Genomic DNA, 18,223 nt, shown 5'->3' on the forward strand with positions numbered 1-18,223 from the left:
ATTCGATTCTTCGATCGAGGGCTGCGTCATGTAGCAGGAAGTGGACGGGAACTGACGGCCAGGTTGCGCCGGTCCCGTACCTCGACGCAGGCATACGGGGCAGGGGGGCGACGCCGTGGCGGGGGAGACGACCGGCCGGAGCACCGTCGTGCCGTTCCGGCAGTTCATCCTGAAGGTCCACAGCCGCTGCAACCTCGCCTGCACCTACTGCTACATCTACGCCGGCCCCGATCGGAGCTGGCGCGAACGCCCGCGGACCGTCCCGGCCGCCACCGTCCGGCAGACCGCCCTGCGCATCGCCGAACACGCCCGCACCCACCGGCTCCGCGAGATCCGCGTCGACCTGCACGGCGGGGAGCCGCTGCTCACCGGCCCCGGCCCGCTCCTCGACCAGGCCGCCGCCGTCCGCGCCGCGCTGCCCGCCGGCTGCACCGCCCACTTCGGCGTCCAGACCAACGGGACGCTGCTCACCCCGGACACCGTCGACGCGCTCGCCGGCGCGGGCTTCCGCATCGGCCTCAGCCTCGACGGCGGCACCCCCGGCCTCAACCGCCGCCGCCTCGACCACGCCGGCCGGCCCTCATGGCCCGCGGTCTCCCGCGCCGTGGCACTGCTCCGGGGCCGCCCCGAGGTGTTCGCCGGGATCCTGTGCACCATCGACGCCACCGCGGACCCCGCCGAGGTCTACGGCTCGCTGCGCGCACTGGACGCGCCGATGCTCGACTTCCTGCTGCCGCACGCCAACTGGTCCAGCCCGCCCCCGGCCACCCTCCCCGCAGGTGCCCCCCGCCCGGTCGCGCCGGGGCCTGCCGGCCGCTCCCCGTACGGCGACTGGCTGTGCACCGTCTTCGACCTGTGGTGGGACGGCGGCCCCGGGCCCCGGGTGCGAGTCTTCACCGAGATCCTCGGTCTCCTGCTGGGACGCCCCAGCACCAGCGAGTCGGTCGGCCTCTCCCCGGTCGTCGCCCTCGTCGTCGACACCGACGGCGCCATCGAACAGGTCGACTCGCTCAAATCCGCCTACGAGGGCGCCGCCGCCACCGGCCTCGACGTCTTCCGCCACAGCTTCGACCAGGCCCTCGCGCACCCCGGCATGGCCGCCCGCCGAAGCGGCCGGGCCGGGCTCGCCGCCCGGTGCCGAAGCTGCGCCCTGGTCGAGGTCTGCGGCGGCGGCAACTACGCCCACCGCTACCGCGCCGACACCGGCGGCTTCACCAACCCGTCGGTGTACTGCGCCGACCTGGAACGCCTGATACGGCACATCGCCGCCCGGCTGGACGCCACCGTTTCCCCCAACTGACCGGCTGCTCACCTGACCTGACGCACTGTCGTCATCCGGAGCACCACTTCGGCTATCGTGCGAAAGAACCAGGGCGTGCCCGATGCCCCCCGCCGCCGCACGCGCGCACCATCGCATCTCAGGGAGACGGTCGCATGGTCGATCAGTCCATTTCCGCTGGTTCCGCCGGTGCCGCCGGGTCCTCCGGTGCTGCCGTTTCCCCCGGCCCGTCCGGCCCGGTCGGCTCCGCCGAGCACATCACCATCAGCTACGCCGGCTTCGCCCGGCCCTGGGCCGCGTGGATCTCCCACCAGCTGGAGCAGCAGGGCCACGGCACGACACTGCTCCGCTGGGACCCGCACGTCGACACCGCCCTGGTCGAGGAGCTGTCGGGCCTGCTGGAGGCCGAGGGCCGGCTGCTGATGGTGCTGGACGACTGGTACTTCCGGCTCGGCCCCAAGACGCAGGACGAGTGGACCGCCGCGCTGCGCGAGGTGGTGCCGCCGCACGCCGACCGGTTCGCCGCGGTGAGCGTGGCCACCCAGAGCCTGCCGGCCACCGCCTCCCTGCTGCGGCCCACCGATCTGCGCGACCTGGACGCCCAGGAGGCCCACCGCCGGGTCCTCACCCGCCTGGGCATCGCCGCCCCGCCGCGCACCGTGGACGACAACGCCCCCGGCGAGCCGCGCTTCCCGAACAACCCGCCCGAGGTGTGGAACATCCCGCGCCGCAACAACCGCTTCACCGGCCGCGACCACGTCCTCGAAGAGCTCTACGGCAAGCTGGCCGGCACCGCGGTGACCGCGGCGCCGCCGCTGGAGACCCGCCTCGCGCTGTACGGCACCTCCGGCGTCGGCAAGAGCCAGATCGCCGCCGAATACGCCCACCGCTTCGGCAACGACTACGACGTCGTGTGGTGGATCAGCGCCACCAACCGCGGCGCCGCCCGCGAACAGCTCGCCGAACTCGCCACCCGCCTCGGCCTCCCCGTCGGCCGCGAGCTGGGCGACCGGATCCGCGCCGTCCACGAAGCCCTGCGCATCGGCCGCCCGTACCGCCGCTGGCTGCTGATCTTCGACAGCGCCGACGACATGGAGCAGATCGAGGACCTGATCCCGGACGGCCGGGGCCACGTCCTGATCACCACGCTCACCCGCGACTGGTCCGGCTCCGGCAGCGCCCAGGAGATCGAGGTGCTGCCGTTCACCCGGGTCGAGTCCGTCGCCTACGCCCGCCGGCGGGCACCGCGGCTGACGCCGGTCGAGGCCGACATGCTCTCCGACGCCGTCCAGGACCTGCCGCTGCTGCTCGCCCAGACGGCCGCCTGGCTCGACGCCAACCCGATGTCCCCCAAGGAGTACATCGAGCTGATCCGCCGCGGCGAGCCCAGCCTCGTCGGCATCCGGATCTCCTCCGACTACCCGATGGCCTTCCAGACCAGCTGGGCCATAACTCTCAACACGCTGCGCGAGCGCAGCCCCGCCGCGGTCGAACTCCTCAAGCTGTTCGCCTTCTTCGCCCCCGACGCCATCCCCGTCCCGATGCTCGCCAAGGCCCGCCGCGGCGACCTGCCCGAGCACCTGGCCGACCTGGCCGCCGAGCCGATCAGCTGGAACACCGCACTGCGCCGGCTGACCGAGTCCACCGCGGTACGCCTCGACTACCAGGTCTCCCAGGACGCCGACCCGGCCGTCGAGACCGCGCTGATGCACCGGCTCTACCACCGGTTCCTGCGCAGCGACATGACCGAGGACGAACGCGACCTGATGGCCGCGACCGCCTGCCGGGTGCTGGTCACCGCAGACCCGCAGAACCCCTCCGACACCCGCTACTGGGAGCGCTACGCCGAACTCATCCCGCACCTGGAGCCCGCCGGGGTCCTCGACAGCGCCGATCCGGCCGTCCAGCAGCTGCTGCTCAACTGCATCGAATACCTCCGGGTCCGCGGTGAGTACCGCATCGGACTGCGGCTGTGCGAGCAGTTCATGTCCCGCTGGCAGACCCGCCTGGAACCCACCCAGCGCACCATGCTCGTGCTCACCCACCAGCACGCCAACATGCTGCGCAGGCTCGGCCGCTACCGCGAGGCCGAAGCCGTCGGCAGCGCCGTCGTCGACCAGCTCGCCGCCGAGCGCGACCCCGCCGACGCCGACCTGCTGCGCGCCCAGGACGGCCTCGCCGGCACCCTGATCGCCCTCGGCTCCTACGAGCAGGCGTACGACCTCTTCGACGCCGTCTGGCGGGCCTACACCGACCTGCTCGGCCCCGAGGCGCCACGCACCCTCTCCTCCCGGCACAACCTCGGCAACGTCCTCGCGCTGCTCGGCCGCTACGAGGAAGCCCTGGTCACCCACCGCGAGGTGCTGGCCTTCCGGGAGCGCGAACTGCGCGCCCGGCACCACCTCACGCTCAACGCGGGCACCGCCTACGCCCGGATGCTGCGCCTGCTGGGCCGCTACCGCGACGCCACCTCCAGCCAGGAGCTCAACGCCCGGCTGCACCTGGCGGTGATGGGCGCGCACACGCCCCAGACGCTGCGTGCCGAGCACAACCTCGCGCTGTGCTGGCGCCGCTCCGGCGAGGTCACCAAGGCCGCCGCCCTGATGGCCGACCTCGTCGAGCGCTCCCGCCGGGTCCAGGGCCCCCGCCACCCGGAGACCCTGATGGTCCGCGCCGACCACGCCACCTTCCTGCGGGAGCACGGCGACCTCGGGCAGGCCCGCGACCTCGCCGAGGAGGTCGCCGAGCGCTATCAGGCGCTGGCCGGTGAACGGCACCCGTACACCGTCGGCACGCTGGGGAACGTCGGGCTGGTCCGCGCGGGGTTCGGGGAGGTGGCTGAGGCACTGGACCTCGCCGAGCGGGCCCTTGCCGGGATGACCGCGGCGATGGGCCCGGACCACCCGTGGACGCTGGGCTGTGCGCTGAACGCCGCGGCCGCCCGCAGCCGGGCCGACGACGAGGAGGCCGCGGTGGAACTGGGCCGCGACATCCTGGAGCGGGCCAAGGCGACGCTGGGCGACCTGCACCCGCTGACCCTCTCCGCGAAGACGGCGCTGGCCGAGGACCTGCGCGCACTGCGCCGCCGCGGCCAGGAGGCGGCGAAGCTGGAGCAGGAGGCCATCCAGCAGCTCTCCGAGACGCTGGGCGCCGAGCACCCGCACACCCTCTCCGCCCGCCGCCGGCGGCGCCCGTACTGGGACTTCGAGCCGCAGCCCGTGTGACGCCTGTGCCGCGCACGGCGAAGGGCCCGCCCCCCGAGGGGGACGGGCCCTTCCGCTTGTGCCTGCCGGTCCGGTGACGCTTACGCGTCGAAGACCTCCGCGACCAGCTGGGCCTGTTCGGCCTGGTGGCGCTTGGCGGAGCCGACGGCCGGGGACGAGGAGTGCGGGCGCGAGATGCGCCGCAGCCGCTCGCCGTGCGGGACGTCGGCACCGACCGCCAGGTCGAGGTGGTCGATCAGGTTGAGGCCGAGGAACGGCCAGGCACCCTGGTTCGCCGGCTCTTCCTGCGCCCACAGGTACTTCTCGGCGTTCGGGAACTTGGCGATCTCCGCCTGGAGCTCCTTGCCGGGCAGCGGGTAGAGCCGCTCGATGCGGACGATCGCGGTGTCGTTCGCGCCGCGCTTCTGCCGCTCCGCGTCCAGGTCGTAGTAGACCTTGCCGGAGCAGAAGACGACCTTGCGGACGTCCTCGGGCTTGACCGTGGAGTCGCCGATCACCGGGCGGAAGCCGCCCGAGGTGAACTCCTCCGTCTTCGACGCCGCGGCCTTCAGACGCAGCATCGACTTCGGGGTGAAGACGATGAGCGGCTTGTGGTGCGGGTTGTGCACCTGCCAGCGCAGCAGGTGGAAGTAGTTGGAGGGCAGCGTCGGCGCCGCCACGGTCATGTTGTTCTGCGCGCAGAGCTGCAGGAACCGCTCGATCCGGGCCGAGGAGTGGTCCGGGCCCTGGCCCTCGTAGCCGTGCGGCAGGAGCAGGGTGACGCCGGAGGTCTGGCCCCACTTCTGCTCGGCCGAGGAGATGAACTCGTCGACGACGGTCTGCGCGCCGTTGACGAAGTCACCGAACTGGGCCTCCCACATGACCAGCGCCTCGGGGCGGGCCAGCGAGTAGCCGTACTCGAAGCCCATCGCCGCGTACTCGCTCAGCAGCGAGTCGTAGACGTTGAAGCGGGCCTGGTCCTCGGAGAGGTAGAGCAGCGGGGTGTAGTCCTCGCCGGTCTCGCGGTCGATGAGCACCGCGTGCCGCTGGCCGAACGTACCGCGGCGGGAGTCCTGGCCGGCGAGCCGGACCGTGGTGCCCTCCATCAGCAGCGAACCGACGGCGAGGGTCTCGCCCATGCCCCAGTCGATGGCGTCGTCCTCGACCTGGGCCGCGCGGCGCTGCAGCTGGGGCAGCAGACGCGGGTGCACGGTGATGTGCTCGGGGATGTTGACCTGCGACTCGGCGATCCGCTTGACGACCTCCTGGGAGATCGCGGTGTCGACGAAGACCGGGAACTCCGCCTTGGGCTGCGGCACCTCGGGGGCGGCCGGAGCCGTCGTGGCGTCGCGGACCTCGGTGAAGACCTTCTCCAGCTGGCCCTGGAAGTCCTGGAGCGCCTGCTCCGCCTCTTCGAGGGTGATGTCACCACGGCCGATCAGCGACTCGGTGTAGAGCTTGCGCACCGAGCGCTTCTTGTCGATCAGGTCGTACATCAGCGGCTGGGTGAAGGCCGGGTTGTCCGACTCGTTGTGACCGCGGCGGCGGTAGCAGATCAGGTCGATGACCACGTCCTTGTTGAACGCCTGGCGGAACTCGAAGGCCAGACGGGCGACGCGGACGACGGCCTCGGGGTCGTCACCGTTCACGTGGAAGATCGGCGCCTCGATCATGCGGGCCACGTCGGTGGCGTACATCGAGGAGCGCGACGACTCCGGGGCGGCGGTGAAGCCGACCTGGTTGTTGATGACGACGTGCACCGTGCCGCCGGTGCGGTAGCCGCGCAGCTGGGACATGTTCAGCGTCTCGGCGACCACGCCCTGGCCGGCGAACGCCGCGTCACCGTGCAGCTGGATCGGCAGGACCGTGAAGTCCGTGCCGCCCTTGCCGATGATGTCCTGCTTGGCGCGCGCGACACCCTCGACGACCGGGTCCACGGCCTCCAGGTGGGAGGGGTTGGCGGTCAGCGAGACCTTGATCTGCTCGCCGTCCAGGCCGGTGAAGGTGCCCTCGGCGCCCAGGTGGTACTTCACGTCGCCGGAGCCGTGCATCGACTTCGGGTCGAGGTTGCCCTCGAACTCGCGGAAGATCTGTGCGTAGGACTTGCCGACGATGTTGGCGAGGACGTTGAGGCGGCCGCGGTGGGCCATGCCGATGACGACCTCGTCCAGCCGCGACTCGGCCGCGGAGTCGATGACCGCGTCCAGCAGCGGGATGACGGACTCGCCGCCCTCCAGCGAGAAGCGCTTCTGGCCGACGTACTTGGTCTGCAGGAACGTCTCGAAGGCCTCGGCGGAGTTCAGCCGGCGCAGGATGCGCAGCTGCTCCTCGCGCTCGGGCGACTTGTGCTGGCGCTCGACCCGGTCCTGGATCCACTTGCGCTGCTTGGGGTCCTGGATGTGCATGAACTCGATGCCGGTGGTGCGGCAGTACGAGTCACGCAGCACGCCCAGGATGTCGCGCAGCTTCATCATGGACTTGCCGGCGAAGCCGCCGACCGCGAACTCCCGCTCCAGGTCCCACAGGGTGAGGCCGTGCTCGGTGATGTCGAGGTCGGGGTGCTTGCGCTGGTGGTACTCCAGCGGGTCGGTGTCGGCCATGACGTGGCCGCGGACCCGGTAGGAGTGGATCAGCTCGAAGACCCGCGCGGCCTTGGTGACGTCGTCGTCGTGCGACGCGTCGATGTCGCGCATCCAGCGGATCGGCTCGTAGGGGATCCGCAGCGACTTGAAGATCTCGTCGTAGAAGTCGTTCTCGCCGAGCAGCAGCTGGCTCATGATGCGCAGGAACTCGCCGGAGGCGGCGCCCTGGATCACGCGGTGGTCATAGGTGCTGGTCAGCGTCATGACCTTGGAGATGCCCATCTTGTTCAGGGCGTCCTGCGAGGTGCCCTGGAACTCGGCGGGGTAGTCCATGGCGCCGACGCCCATGATCATCGACTGGCCGGGCATCAGGCGCGGCACGGAGTGGACCGTGCCGATGCCGCCGGGGTTGGTCAGCGACGCGGTGACTCCGGTGAAGTCGTCCATCGTCAGCTTGTTGTCCCGGGCCCGGCGGACGATGTCCTCGTAGGCCTGCCAGAACTCGAAGAACGAGAGCGTCTCGGCCTTCTTGATGGCGGCGACGACCAGCTGGCGCTCGCCGCTCGGCTTCACCAGGTCGATGGCCAGGCCGAGGTTGACGTGCTCGGGCTTGACCAGGGTCGGCTTGCCGTCCTTCTGCGCGAAGGAGTAGTTCATCGACGGCATGGCCTTGAGGGCCTGCACCATCGCGTACCCGATGAGGTGGGTGAAGGAGACCTTCCCGCCCCGGGCGCGCTTGAGGTGGTTGTTGATGACGATGCGGTTGTCGAAGAGCAGCTTCACCGGGACCGCGCGGACGGACGTGGCCGTCGGCAGCTCCAGGGAGGCGTTCATGTTCTTCGCAACGGCGGCCGACGGGCCACGCAGGGTCACGAACTCGGGACCGGCGGCCGGGGCCTCGCCGTCGGCCTTCGCAGCCGGCTTCGCGGCGGCCGGCTTCGGCGCGGGCTTCGCGGCGGCGGGCTTGGCGTCGGCGGCCTTGGCCGGCGCGGGCTTGGCGGGGGCCGGGGCGCTCGCGGCCGGGGTGGCCGGCGCGGCGGCGGGCTTCGGCCCGTCCGCGGCGGGGGCCGCGGGGGACGACTGGGCCGGGGCGGCCGCAGCGGGGGCGGGGGCCTCCGCCGGCGTGCTCGGCGCGGTGGCGCCGCCCGGCTTGTAGTCGGCGAAGAAGTCCCACCAGGCTCGGTCTACCGAGTTCGGGTCCTGGAGGTACTGCTGGTAGATCTCGTCGACGAGCCACTCATTGGGGCCGAACGCAGCAGCAGGGCTCTTGCCCTGCCCCGCTTGATCGGCCTCGTTCGAGATGCTCGAAGTGTTGGGGGACTGTAGCGACACGGCGGCAACCGCCCTCTTCCGCTTCCTAAGGTGGTGGACAGCGGGAATAAAGGCTACGCCTCTTGTGACCTTTGGTGCAGTCCGGGAGGGCCACTCGTCGCGCACGTCACATTCACCGAAGGGTTTCAGGGCATGACTTGGCGGGAAACACACGGAGTTTGCCCGTGTGCGGGTAGCACTCACCGTCGTCGCACCCACGGGGTGAGTGCTCCTACCACCGACCCTACGCCAGCGACCGTCCGTACGGTCGTCAGCTCCGTGCTGACTCCTGCCCCGGAAGAGTGACCCGGATTCGGCAACCCCGTGCCGATTCGGCCACACCGATCCGGCCGCCGTGCAGGTCCACCGCCCAGCGGGCGATCGCCAGGCCCAGGCCCGTACCGCCGTCCGTCCCCGGGCCCGAGGGGCCCGGGCCGCCGCGGTTGAAGCGCTCGAAGACCCGGTAGCGCTCCGACTCCGGGATGCCGGGACCCTCGTCCTGCACCTCCAGCGTCAGGCCCTCCGGGCCCTCGCCGCGCCGGGCACGCACGGTGACCCTGCCATGCCGGGGGCTGTGCTTGATCGCGTTGTCGATGAGATTCGCCACGACCTGGTGCAGCCGCTCCGCGTCCGCGTACGCGGTGAGCTCCGGGGGCGAGACGTCGAGGTGCAGATGGACGTCCGTACGGGTGTGGGTGCCCGAGCCGGTCAGCCCGGAGAGCGTGGAGGCGCCGCGGCTCATGTTGGCCTCCTTGAGGACCCCGGACAGATACGGCCAGACCTCGAAGCGCCGGGCGTGCAGCGGCACCACGCCGTTGTCCAGCCGCGACAGGTCGAGGAGGTGCTCGACCAGGCGGCCCAGCCGCTCGGTCTGCTTCAGGGCGGTCCGCATCGTCTCGGGATCGGGCTCGCAGACGCCGTCGACGACGTTCTCCAATACGGCGCGCAGCGCGGCGATCGGCGTGCGCAGCTCGTGCGAGACATTGGCGACCAGCTCCTTGCGGTGGGTGTCCACCGCTTCGAGGTCGGCCGCCATCCGGTTGAAGGCGACGGCCAGGTCGCCGAACTCGTCGCGGCGGCCCGAGCGCACCCGGCGGGTGTAGTCACCGTGCGCCATCGCGCGGGTGACGTCCGTCATCTCCCCGAGCGGGGCGGTCAGGCTGTTCGCCACGAACTGGGTGATCAGCAGCGAGGCGATGATCGAGAAGATCGTGATCACCCGCAGCTCGGTCGCCGAGTGCATGGCGACGAACACCAGCAGTGTGGTGATGATCACCGAGACGCTGACGAGCGCGCCGAGCGCGGCCTTGACCGAGCGGTACGGGTCCAGCGGGCGCAGCGCCTCCCAGACCCGTTTTCCCAGCTCACGGACGGGCGTGCGCCACCACCGGCGTTTCGGCAGCGGCCAGGAACGCAGGCGCCAGGGGCTCATGCCGGCGGGGTCTCCAGGGCGTAGCCGACGCCATGGACGGTACGGATCCGCTCGGCGCCGATCTTGCGGCGGAGCGCCTTGATGTGGCTGTCGACCGTACGGGTCCCGGAGGCGTCCGCCCAGTCCCACACCTCGGCCAGCAGCTGCTCGCGGGAGAGCACCGCGCGCGGGGTGTTCGCCAGGCAGACCAGCAGGTCGAACTCGGTCGGGGTCAGATGGACGTCGGCCCCGCGGACCCGGACCCGGCGCTGGGCGTGGTCGATCTCCAGCTCACCCAGTCGGAGGATGCCGCTGCGCGGGGTGTGCGCGGCCAGCGCGGCGCGCTCGACCCGGCGGAGCAGGACGTGCACCCGGGCGGCCAGCTCGCGCATGGAGAACGGCTTGGTCATGTAGTCGTCGGCGCCGACGCCGAGGCCGACCAGCATGTCCGTCTCGTCGTCCCGGGCGGTGAGCATCATCACCGGAACGGGGCGCTGGGCCTGGACCCGGCGGCAGACCTCCAGGCCGTCGAAGCCCGGCAGCATCACGTCCAGGACCAGCAGGTCGGGCTGCCAGGCCTCGGCGGTGTCCACCGCGGCCGGGCCGTCGGTGGCCGTCTGCACCTGGAAGCCCTCGGCGCGCAGCCTGGCCGCGATGGCTTCGACGATCGTGGGGTCGTCCTCCACCACCAGCACCCGGCGCTGGGCGCCCGGTGTGGCAGCGGCGGCGCCGCCCTGCGTTGTCTGAGTCTGGTCCATCGCCCGCCCCTGCATTCCCTGCGTGGTCGCGTCTTGCTGGGCAGCAGCGTACGGGCATGGTGTGACTGTCGGCTACGCAGCCTTCCGAGCGAGGTGGACGACGTCGGGGACGCCTCGGACAACCGGGATCTCTTCCGTACGCACCCCATGGAAACCGGCATTTCGCAGCGCTTCCTCGAAGGCCGGGGAGGGCTGCGCGGACCAGACGGCGAGCACCCCGCCCGGGGTGAGCCGGTCCCGGCAGGCGGCGAGGCCGGCGGGGGAGTAGAGGCCGTTGTTGTCCTCGGTGACGGTCCAGTCGGGGCCGTTGTCGATGTCGAGGCAGAGGGCGTCGTAGGTGACGGGACCGCTGGGGGTGACGGGGCGGTCGTCGCCGGCGGGACCGCCGTGGGTGACGGGGCCCTCGTCGCTGCGGGGCGGTGCGGTGTCCGTGCGGAGGTGGGCGACGAGGTCGGTGTGCAGGATCTCGCTGCGGGGATCGGCCAGCGCCGCGGCCGAGATCGCGGACAGCGGGCCGGTCCGGTGCCAGTCGATGACCGCGGCCTCGCGTTCGACGACCGTGATCCGGCCCCAGCGCGGCTGCTCGGCCGCCCGGGCCAGCGAGAAGCCGACGCCCAGGCCGCCGATGAGGACGGCGGGCCGCGCCCGGTCGGCCGGCAGCTCGCTCAGTGCGGCGTCGACCAGCAGGCGCTCGGAGCGGCCGTCGGAGGTGTCCATCAGGAAGCAGCCGTTGGCGATGATCTCGTGGATGACGGGCGGGCCGCCCGGGGACCCGGGCCGTTCCCGCAGGACCACCTCGCCGTACGGGCCCTCGCGGCGGTCGAGCGTGCGCGGGGCCTCGGGGAGCTCGGACGGGGTCTGCGGCGGGGTGACGGGAGCAGCCATACGGCCATGGTGGCCAAGAGGGAGCCCGGTGGTCCAACGGCTTATGGGCGCTGGAAGGAGAGGTGGTCGCGTGCGGGCAGGCCGGGCCGCCCGGTACGCGGCGGGGCCGGGCGCGGCGGTCCGCGGAACGCTGGCGCGGGTAGGTGGAAGGGAGTCCGGCGGGACCGTGGGGCGCCCCGTGAGGGTTGCCTCGTGTGAGGCATCTCACTCTCACAGCTTCTTCATGGGTTGAGCGTGCAGGCTGGTCCGCGACGTTGTGCAGGGCGAGCGGACGTGCACGGCGGAGCACTCACGCACGGCCCAGGGACTCCGGGCGTGGCTCGGTGGATGCGTCAGGACGGAAGGGGCCTTGTGACCGTGAGCAGGCTGGGGACCGTCGGGGGAATGCGGGTCGGGGGAGCGCGGGGGGAGCGGACGTCGGGCGGCCGGGCGACGGGGGCGCCGGATGGTCGGTCGACGGCCGGGAGAACGGGAGCGGACGGACCGCCCGCCGTCCTGCCGGGCATTCCCCGGCAGCGCACCGGCCGGGACGCCGCGGCACCCGTGGCCGCTGTGGAGAGTGGGGCCGGTCCGTCGGGTGCCCGCCCGCGGCCCTGGCGGCTGCTGCTCAACACCCCTTTCTCCGCCGGCTATGCGCTGCTGCTCGTGGCCACCTCCCTCTTCGCCGAGCACGCCGACCCCACCCTGGTCTCCCAACTGCTCCAGGGCTCCAGCACGGACGTGGTGCACCTCGCGCAGGCCCCGCTGCTGGTGCTGGTCGCCAGCGCGTTGTGGGTCGCCGGCGGACTGACCTCCGGTTACGCCCTCGGCTTCCTCGTCGTACTGCCCACGCTGGAACGGCGGATCGGCGGGCTGCGCACCGCCGCGGTCTTCTTCGGTGGGCATGCGCTGGCCACCCTCGCCACCGAGGTGCCGGTCGCCTTCACCGTCGCCGCCGGCGGGCTGCCGGAGAGCTCGCTGCACCGCCTCGACTACGGCATCAGCTTCGGCGTGATGACCTGCACCGGCGCCCTGGCCGGGGTGCTGCCGGCCTGGCTGCGCTGGCCGCTGCTGGGCGGCGTCGGCTGGTTCGCCGGCACCGCCCTGCTCGCCTACGCCGACCCGATGACGGACTGGGGCCATCTGCTCTCGCTCACCCTGGGCGTGGCGAGCTGGCCACTGCTCCGCCACTGGCGGGCCGTTCGCACCGGCCCCACCCCGCTCCTCGGCGACCTGGGCCACCCGGCCCTGCGGGGCGCGGACACCGCCTGAGCGGGGGCGTCGCGGGGAGTTGCGGTGCGTCCCGGGGTGTTGCGGGAGTCCTGGGGAGTCGCGGGGTGTCCCGGGGAGTCGCGGGGTGTTGCGGGAGTCCCGGGGCGTGGGCGCGCCTTGAACCGTCGGGGTGCTGGCATGTCGTGAGTCGCGGGGGTGCGGGCACGCCCTGAACCATGGGGTGCCGGAATGTCGTGAATCGCGGGGGCGGGCACGCCTGAGCCGTGGGGTGCCGGCACGCCCTGGATCGCAGGGTGTCGGTACACCTGAACCGCGGTGCGGGTGCCCGCGCTGAACTCGGGGCATGCGCCCGCGACGGACGGAGGGAGGGACGGACGGAGGGGCGAACGGAGGAACGGACGGAGGCACGAGCGGAGCTACGCCGCACGCCGGGGCGCGACCACGCCCGGCGCGCCGTACGCCTACCGCACCGCCTACCGCGCGGTCCCCCGCCCGCCGTGGGCCAACTACGGCCGTACGGCGGACCGGTAGCTCTGCGCGATGGCGTAGGCGCAGCCGCCCAGGAGGGCGACGCCGGACAGGACGCCGCTGACGAACGGCACCCACACCACGGCACGGGTCGCGGCCATTCCGAGACCGGCCACGCCGAGCGCGGTGAGCGCCGAGCCCGGGACGGCGATCGAGCGCCGCTGCCAGACCGCGGCCAGCGCCATGAAGTGCAGGCCGACGATGAGCGCGATCCAGGCCACGGCGGTCTCGTCGGGGGCGCCGGCCGCACGCAGCGCGAGCCGGCCGCCGATCAGCAGCACCGCCTCGGCCGCCACCACGAACCCGAACTTCCCGCGGAACCAGTCCGCCCGGGGAGCCCCGTCCCCGTCCACCACGGCCCGGCCCCGGCGGCCCGCCAGCAGCGCCAGCGCCAACAGGCCCGCGAAGGTGAGCACCGCGACCACGCGCAGGGTGACGCCGACGGCGGGGCTCAGCGGATCGTGCGCGTTGGCGACCACGAAGACCGTCCCGAACAGTGCACCGATGAACACCCCGGACATCCGCTGCAACATGCCGCGAACCTAGCAGTCCTGACGTGCCGTGAGGGTCGTCCGGGCCGGAGCCGAGGGGCCGTTGTGGCGGCGAACGGTCGCCCCCTTGACCTCCTTTCTCCCTGCCCCGGTCCCGCTACCCAAGCCACATGGGCATCGCGTCACCCCAGCCACATGAGCATTGCGTCCCCCTTCTCCGCCGCCGCGCCGAAGAACGGCCGCAGGAGTGCGTAGTAATCGGTGACGTAGTCCAGTGGTTCCCCCCGGTCCCACACGATCGTCGGGTAGACCTCCGCCTTGGCGAGGTCCTCCGGGCCGACCCCGGCCGTCAGGCTCGCCGCGGGTATCTCCGCGAGCGCCTCGGCCGCGGTCCGCACCCGCTCGGGGGTGAGGTAGCGCGGCGGGCCGTAGCCCCAGTCCTCGGCGTCCGGGACGGCTTCCTCGCCGTGCACGACGTCCACCGGGAAGCCGGCGCGGCGCAGCAGGAATCCCAGCGCGTCCCAGCTCTTGTCGACGTCCAGGCAGCGCGCCTTCGCCGGCTCGGGCGCCGCTTGGGCCTCCGCCTCACGCCGCCGGGCGACGAGCGTGAGCCCCCACTCCGGATCGCCCAGGACACGGGTGAGTTCGGCAGGTGTCACACGTGCGTACTCTCCGATCATGCTCATGTGACCGAGGTTAGGGGCGACCACTGACAACGCGGCTCGGCTTCGCCGGTGCCTCCCACGTACCCGTCTCTCCCGCCGCGGGGCTTGCTTGCCGTTGCGCGCTTGCGGCGCCCCGCACGTAGTTGGCCGTCCCGCCGCGGGTGGTCTCGCCGTTGCGCCTGCGGCGGGCTGGGTTTGTGGTGGGTGCGGTGACGGGCCTCCGGGGCCGGTCGTGTGGACTGCTGACGCTTTACGTCCACACAACCGGCCCCTCCGGCCCGTCCCCTCCCGTTGGGGGAGTGTGCGGGTGAGTGGGGGTGAGGGCGTTCGGCGCCTGCCGGAGTCGTGGGTGCGGCCTGGGAGAATGGGGGTCCTCTTCGGGCGCTGCCGCGTACCGCGCCCGCCGGCCTGCAGGAGTATTCGCATCGTGTCCCGTGACCGCACCGCCCGTCCGCTTCCCGACGCCGTCGCATCCGGTCGGCAGACCGCCGACCTGGGCCTCACGCCTGTCGACCGCGGCCTGACGGCCGACTGTGGCAGCTGCTTCGGGCTCTGCTGCGTCGCGCTGCCGTTCGCGCGCTCGGCGGACTTCGCGATCGACAAGGACGCCGGCCGGCCCTGCCCCAATCTGCAGAGCGACTTCCGTTGCGGGATCCACCGCGACCTGCGGGACCGCGGCTTCTCCGGCTGCACGGTCTTCGACTGCTTCGGTGCCGGGCAGAAGGTCTCCCAGGTCACCTTCGGCGGCGAGGACTGGCGGCAGGCGCCCGGTACGGCCCGGCAGATGTTCGACGTCTTCCCCGTCATGCGGCAGCTGCACGAACTCCTCTGGTACCTGTCCGAGGCACTGACCCTGCCGGCGGCCCGCCCGGTCCACGACGACCTGCGCGCCGCGCTGGAGAAGACCGAGGCCCTCACCCGCGGCAGCGCGGAGGAGCTCGGTGAGTTGGACGTGCCCGCCCACCGGGCCGAGGTCAACGTCCTGCTGCTGCGCACCAGCGAGCTCGTCCGGGCCGAGGTGCCCGGCCGGAAGAAAGAGCGGCGCGGCGCCGACCTGATGGGGGCCCGCCTCAAGGGCGCGCGGCTCCAGGGCGCCAACCTCCGCGGGGCGTACCTGATCGCCGCCGACCTCACGGGGGCGGACCTGCGCCGCGCCGACCTGATCGGCGCCGACCTGCGGGACGCCGACCTCAGCGGCGCCGATCTGACGGGCGCGCTCTTCCTGACCCAGCCCCAACTGAACGCGGCCAAGGGCGATGCCGCCACCAAGCTCCCGTCCGGTCTGGCTCGCCCCGGCCACTGGCGGCCCGCCGCCTGATCGCTCACAGCGAACGCGCGGCGGGGAACATCTCCCCGGCTCCCGGCATTGAGTGGGTAAAGCTCAACTTGTTTGCCGAAGGGGAGATCATGGCTTCGACGTCCACACCGCTCACTCTGCCCGTGCTGCCCCTCGATGACGAGGTCGTGCTCCCCGGCATGGTGGTGCCCCTGGACCTGTCCGACACGGAGGTGCGCGCCGCGGTGGAGGCCGCGCAGGCCGCCGCCTCCTCGGGCAACAAACCGCGGGTGCTCCTTGTGCCCCGCGTCGACGGGAACTACGCCGGCATCGGCACGCTCGGGCGGATCGAGCAGGTCGGACGGCTGTCCGACGGCGATCCCGGAGCGCTGATCAGGGGCCTCGGCCGGGTGCGGATCGGGTCCGGCACGACCGGGCCCGGTGCCGCGCTGTGGGTGGAGGGCACCGCAGTGGAGGAGACGGTCCCGGACCCTCTGCCGGGCGCCGTCAGCGAACTCGTCACGGAGTACAAGGCGCTGGCCACCAGCTGGCTGCGTAAGCGCGGCGCCTGGCAGGTCGTCGACCGTGTCCAGGGCATCGAGGACGTCGGGACGCTGGCGGACAACTCCGGCTACTCGCCGTTCCTGACCGTCGAGCAGAAGGTGCGCCTGCTGGAGACCACCGACCCGGTCGCCCGGCTGAAGCTCGCCACCGAGGCGCTGCGGGACCATCTCGCCGAGCAGGACGTCGCCGAGTCCATCGCCAAGGACGTCCAGGAGGGCGTCGACAAGCAGCAGCGGGAGTTCCTGCTGCGGCGCCAGCTGGAGGCGGTCCGCAAGGAGCTCGCCGAGCTCAACGGCGATCCCGAGGACGAGAGCGACGACTACCGCGCCCGGGTCGAGGCCGCCGATCTGCCCGAGGACGTCCGCAAGGCCGCCCTCAAGGAGGTCGACAAGCTGGAGCGGGCCAGTGACCAGAGCCCCGAGGGCTCCTGGATCCGCACCTGGCTCGACACCGTCCTCGAACTGCCGTGGAACGAACGGACCGAGGACGCCTACGACATCGCCGGCGCCAAGGAGGTCCTGGACGCCGACCACGCCGGCCTGGCGGACGTGAAGGAGCGGATCACGGAATACCTGGCCGTCCGCAAGCGGCGGGCCGAGCGCGGTCTGGGGCTGGTCGGTGGCCGCCGGGGCGGCGCGGTGCTCGCGCTGGTCGGGCCGCCCGGTGTGGGCAAGACCTCGCTGGGCGAGTCCGTGGCGCGCGCCATGGGCCGCAAGTTCGTCCGGGTCGCGCTCGGCGGCGTCCGGGACGAGGCGGAGATCCGCGGCCACCGCCGTACGTACGTCGGCGCGCTGCCGGGCCGGATCGTCCGGGCGATCAAGGAAGCCGGTTCGATGAATCCGGTCGTCCTGCTCGACGAGATCGACAAGGTGGGCTCCGACTTCCGGGGCGACCCGGCCGCTGCCCTCCTGGAGGTGCTGGACCCGGCGCAGAACCACACCTTCCGCGACCACTACCTGGAGGTCGAACTCGACCTGAGCGACGTGGTCTTCCTGGCCACCGCCAACGTCCTGGAAGCCATCCCCGAGCCGCTGCTCGACCGTATGGAGCTGGTCCGGCTCGACGGCTACACCGAGGACGAGAAGGTCGTCATCGCCCGGGACCACCTGCTGCCGCGTCAGCTGGAACGGGCCGGTCTGGAGGCCGGCGAGGTGACGCTGGAGGAGGACGCGCTGCGCAAGCTGGCGGGCGAGTACACCCGCGAGGCGGGCGTGCGGAATCTGGAGCGGTCGATCGCCCGGCTGCTCCGCAAGATCGCCGCACAGCACGAAATCGGCGAGCGGGAGCTGCCGTTCGGCGTCGGCGCGGAACAGCTGCGCCCGCTGATCGGGCGGCCGCACCACACCCCCGAGTCGGCCCAGGACCCGGCCGAGCGGCGGACGGCCGTGCCGGGCGTGGTGACGGGCCTCGCGGTCACCGGCGCGGGCGGTGACGTCCTCTACGTGGAGGCGTCGCTCGCCGATCCGGAAACCGGGGCCTCCGGTCTGACGCTGACCGGCCAGCTCGGTGACGTGATGAAGGAGTCCGCGCACATCGCGCTGTCGTTCCTGCGCTCGCACGGCGCGGAGCTGGAGCTTCCGGTCGGCGACCTGAAGGAGCGCGGGGTGCATCTGCACGTACCGGCCGGTGCCGTTCCCAAGGACGGGCCGAGCGCGGGCGTGACGATGACGACGGCGCTGGCCTCGCTGCTGTCGGGCCGGCAGGTCCGGCCGGACGTGGCGATGACCGGTGAGGTCTCGCTGACCGGGCGGGTGCTGCCGATCGGCGGCGTCAAGCAGAAGCTGCTCGCGGCGCACCGCGCGGGGATCACCACCGTGATCATCCCCAAGCGCAACGAGCCGGACCTGGACGACGTGCCCGCCGAGGTCCTGGCGGCCCTGGAGGTGCACCCGGTCTCGGACGTCCGCCAGGTGCTGGAGCTCGCGCTGACCCCGGCCCGCAACGGCGCGGCACCGGAGGTTCCGGTCGCGGCGTGACGGTAACGCGACCGGAGCGGAAGACCCCTCCCGCGGCAGGCGGGAGGGGTCTCGGGGTGCCCGCCGGGCCGTCGGCGGGCCG

General features: G+C 72.4%; 11 protein-coding genes. 5 read left to right on the forward strand and 6 right to left on the reverse strand.

The features are described 5' to 3' along the window. The first annotated feature begins 115 nt into the window (after nucleotides 1-115). Together AB0E02_RS34675 and fxsT are read left to right on the forward strand one after the other, a co-directional pair. Nucleotides 116-1,300: an FxsB family cyclophane-forming radical SAM/SPASM peptide maturase gene (locus tag AB0E02_RS34675; protein WP_362147213.1), complete on the forward strand. Its 1,185-nt coding sequence runs from the start codon at nucleotides 116-118 to the stop codon at nucleotides 1,298-1,300. Between the two features lie 134 nt (nucleotides 1,301-1,434). Continuing rightward, on the forward strand, nucleotides 1,435-4,503 hold the full coding sequence (gene fxsT, locus AB0E02_RS34680; RefSeq protein ID WP_362147215.1) for an FxSxx-COOH system tetratricopeptide repeat protein: 3,069 nt from the start codon (nucleotides 1,435-1,437) through the stop codon (nucleotides 4,501-4,503). 80 nt (nucleotides 4,504-4,583) lie between these two features. Here the strand turns inward: fxsT and AB0E02_RS34685 are convergent, their stop codons facing one another. The 4 genes from AB0E02_RS34685 to AB0E02_RS34700 form a co-directional block, all read right to left on the reverse strand. Further along, nucleotides 4,584-8,396 carry a multifunctional oxoglutarate decarboxylase/oxoglutarate dehydrogenase thiamine pyrophosphate-binding subunit/dihydrolipoyllysine-residue succinyltransferase subunit gene (locus tag AB0E02_RS34685; protein WP_362147218.1) on the reverse strand — a complete coding sequence of 1,271 codons (3,813 nt, stop codon included), beginning with the start codon at nucleotides 8,394-8,396 and terminating at the stop codon, nucleotides 4,584-4,586. A 250-nt stretch (nucleotides 8,397-8,646) separates the two neighbouring features. Next, nucleotides 8,647-9,807 carry an ATP-binding protein gene (locus AB0E02_RS34690; RefSeq protein ID WP_362147221.1) on the reverse strand — a complete coding sequence of 387 codons (1,161 nt, stop codon included), beginning with the start codon at nucleotides 9,805-9,807 and terminating at the stop codon, nucleotides 8,647-8,649. After that, on the reverse strand, nucleotides 9,804-10,544 hold the full coding sequence (locus tag AB0E02_RS34695; protein ID WP_030811368.1) for a response regulator transcription factor: 741 nt from the start codon (nucleotides 10,542-10,544) through the stop codon (nucleotides 9,804-9,806). Before AB0E02_RS34695 ends, AB0E02_RS34690 begins: the two co-directional genes overlap by 4 nt. A 72-nt stretch (nucleotides 10,545-10,616) precedes the next feature. After that, the gene (locus tag AB0E02_RS34700; protein WP_362147225.1) at nucleotides 10,617-11,429 is read right to left on the reverse strand and encodes a spermidine synthase; all 813 of its coding nucleotides are present in this window, start codon (nucleotides 11,427-11,429) and stop codon (nucleotides 10,617-10,619) included. A gap of 357 nt (nucleotides 11,430-11,786) precedes the next feature. Between AB0E02_RS34700 and AB0E02_RS34705 the strand changes: the two genes are divergently transcribed. Then, the gene (locus AB0E02_RS34705) at nucleotides 11,787-12,680 is read left to right on the forward strand and encodes a rhomboid-like protein (RefSeq protein WP_362147227.1); all 894 of its coding nucleotides are present in this window, start codon (nucleotides 11,787-11,789) and stop codon (nucleotides 12,678-12,680) included. A 467-nt stretch (nucleotides 12,681-13,147) separates the two neighbouring features. On the opposite strand, the gene AB0E02_RS34710 is transcribed toward AB0E02_RS34705, so the two are convergent. Further along, the gene (locus AB0E02_RS34710) at nucleotides 13,148-13,702 is read right to left on the reverse strand and encodes a hypothetical protein (protein ID WP_362147230.1); all 555 of its coding nucleotides are present in this window, start codon (nucleotides 13,700-13,702) and stop codon (nucleotides 13,148-13,150) included. A 140-nt stretch (nucleotides 13,703-13,842) separates the two neighbouring features. Further along, nucleotides 13,843-14,346: a YfbM family protein gene (locus tag AB0E02_RS34715; RefSeq protein WP_030811381.1), complete on the reverse strand. Its 504-nt coding sequence runs from the start codon at nucleotides 14,344-14,346 to the stop codon at nucleotides 13,843-13,845. A gap of 472 nt (nucleotides 14,347-14,818) precedes the next feature. On the opposite strand from AB0E02_RS34715, the gene AB0E02_RS34720 reads away from it, so the two are divergent. After that, on the forward strand, nucleotides 14,819-15,643 hold the full coding sequence (locus tag AB0E02_RS34720) for a pentapeptide repeat-containing protein (RefSeq protein ID WP_362147254.1): 825 nt from the start codon (nucleotides 14,819-14,821) through the stop codon (nucleotides 15,641-15,643). A gap of 89 nt (nucleotides 15,644-15,732) precedes the next feature. Beyond that, the gene (lon, locus tag AB0E02_RS34725) at nucleotides 15,733-18,141 is read left to right on the forward strand and encodes an endopeptidase La (RefSeq protein ID WP_362147234.1); all 2,409 of its coding nucleotides are present in this window, start codon (nucleotides 15,733-15,735) and stop codon (nucleotides 18,139-18,141) included. Nucleotides 18,142-18,223: the final 82 nt, after the last annotated feature.

Origin of the sequence: Streptomyces sp. NPDC048196, assembly GCF_040652715.1 — a bacterium.
GTDB classification, from domain to species: domain Bacteria; phylum Actinomycetota; class Actinomycetes; order Streptomycetales; family Streptomycetaceae; genus Streptomyces; species Streptomyces siderophoricus.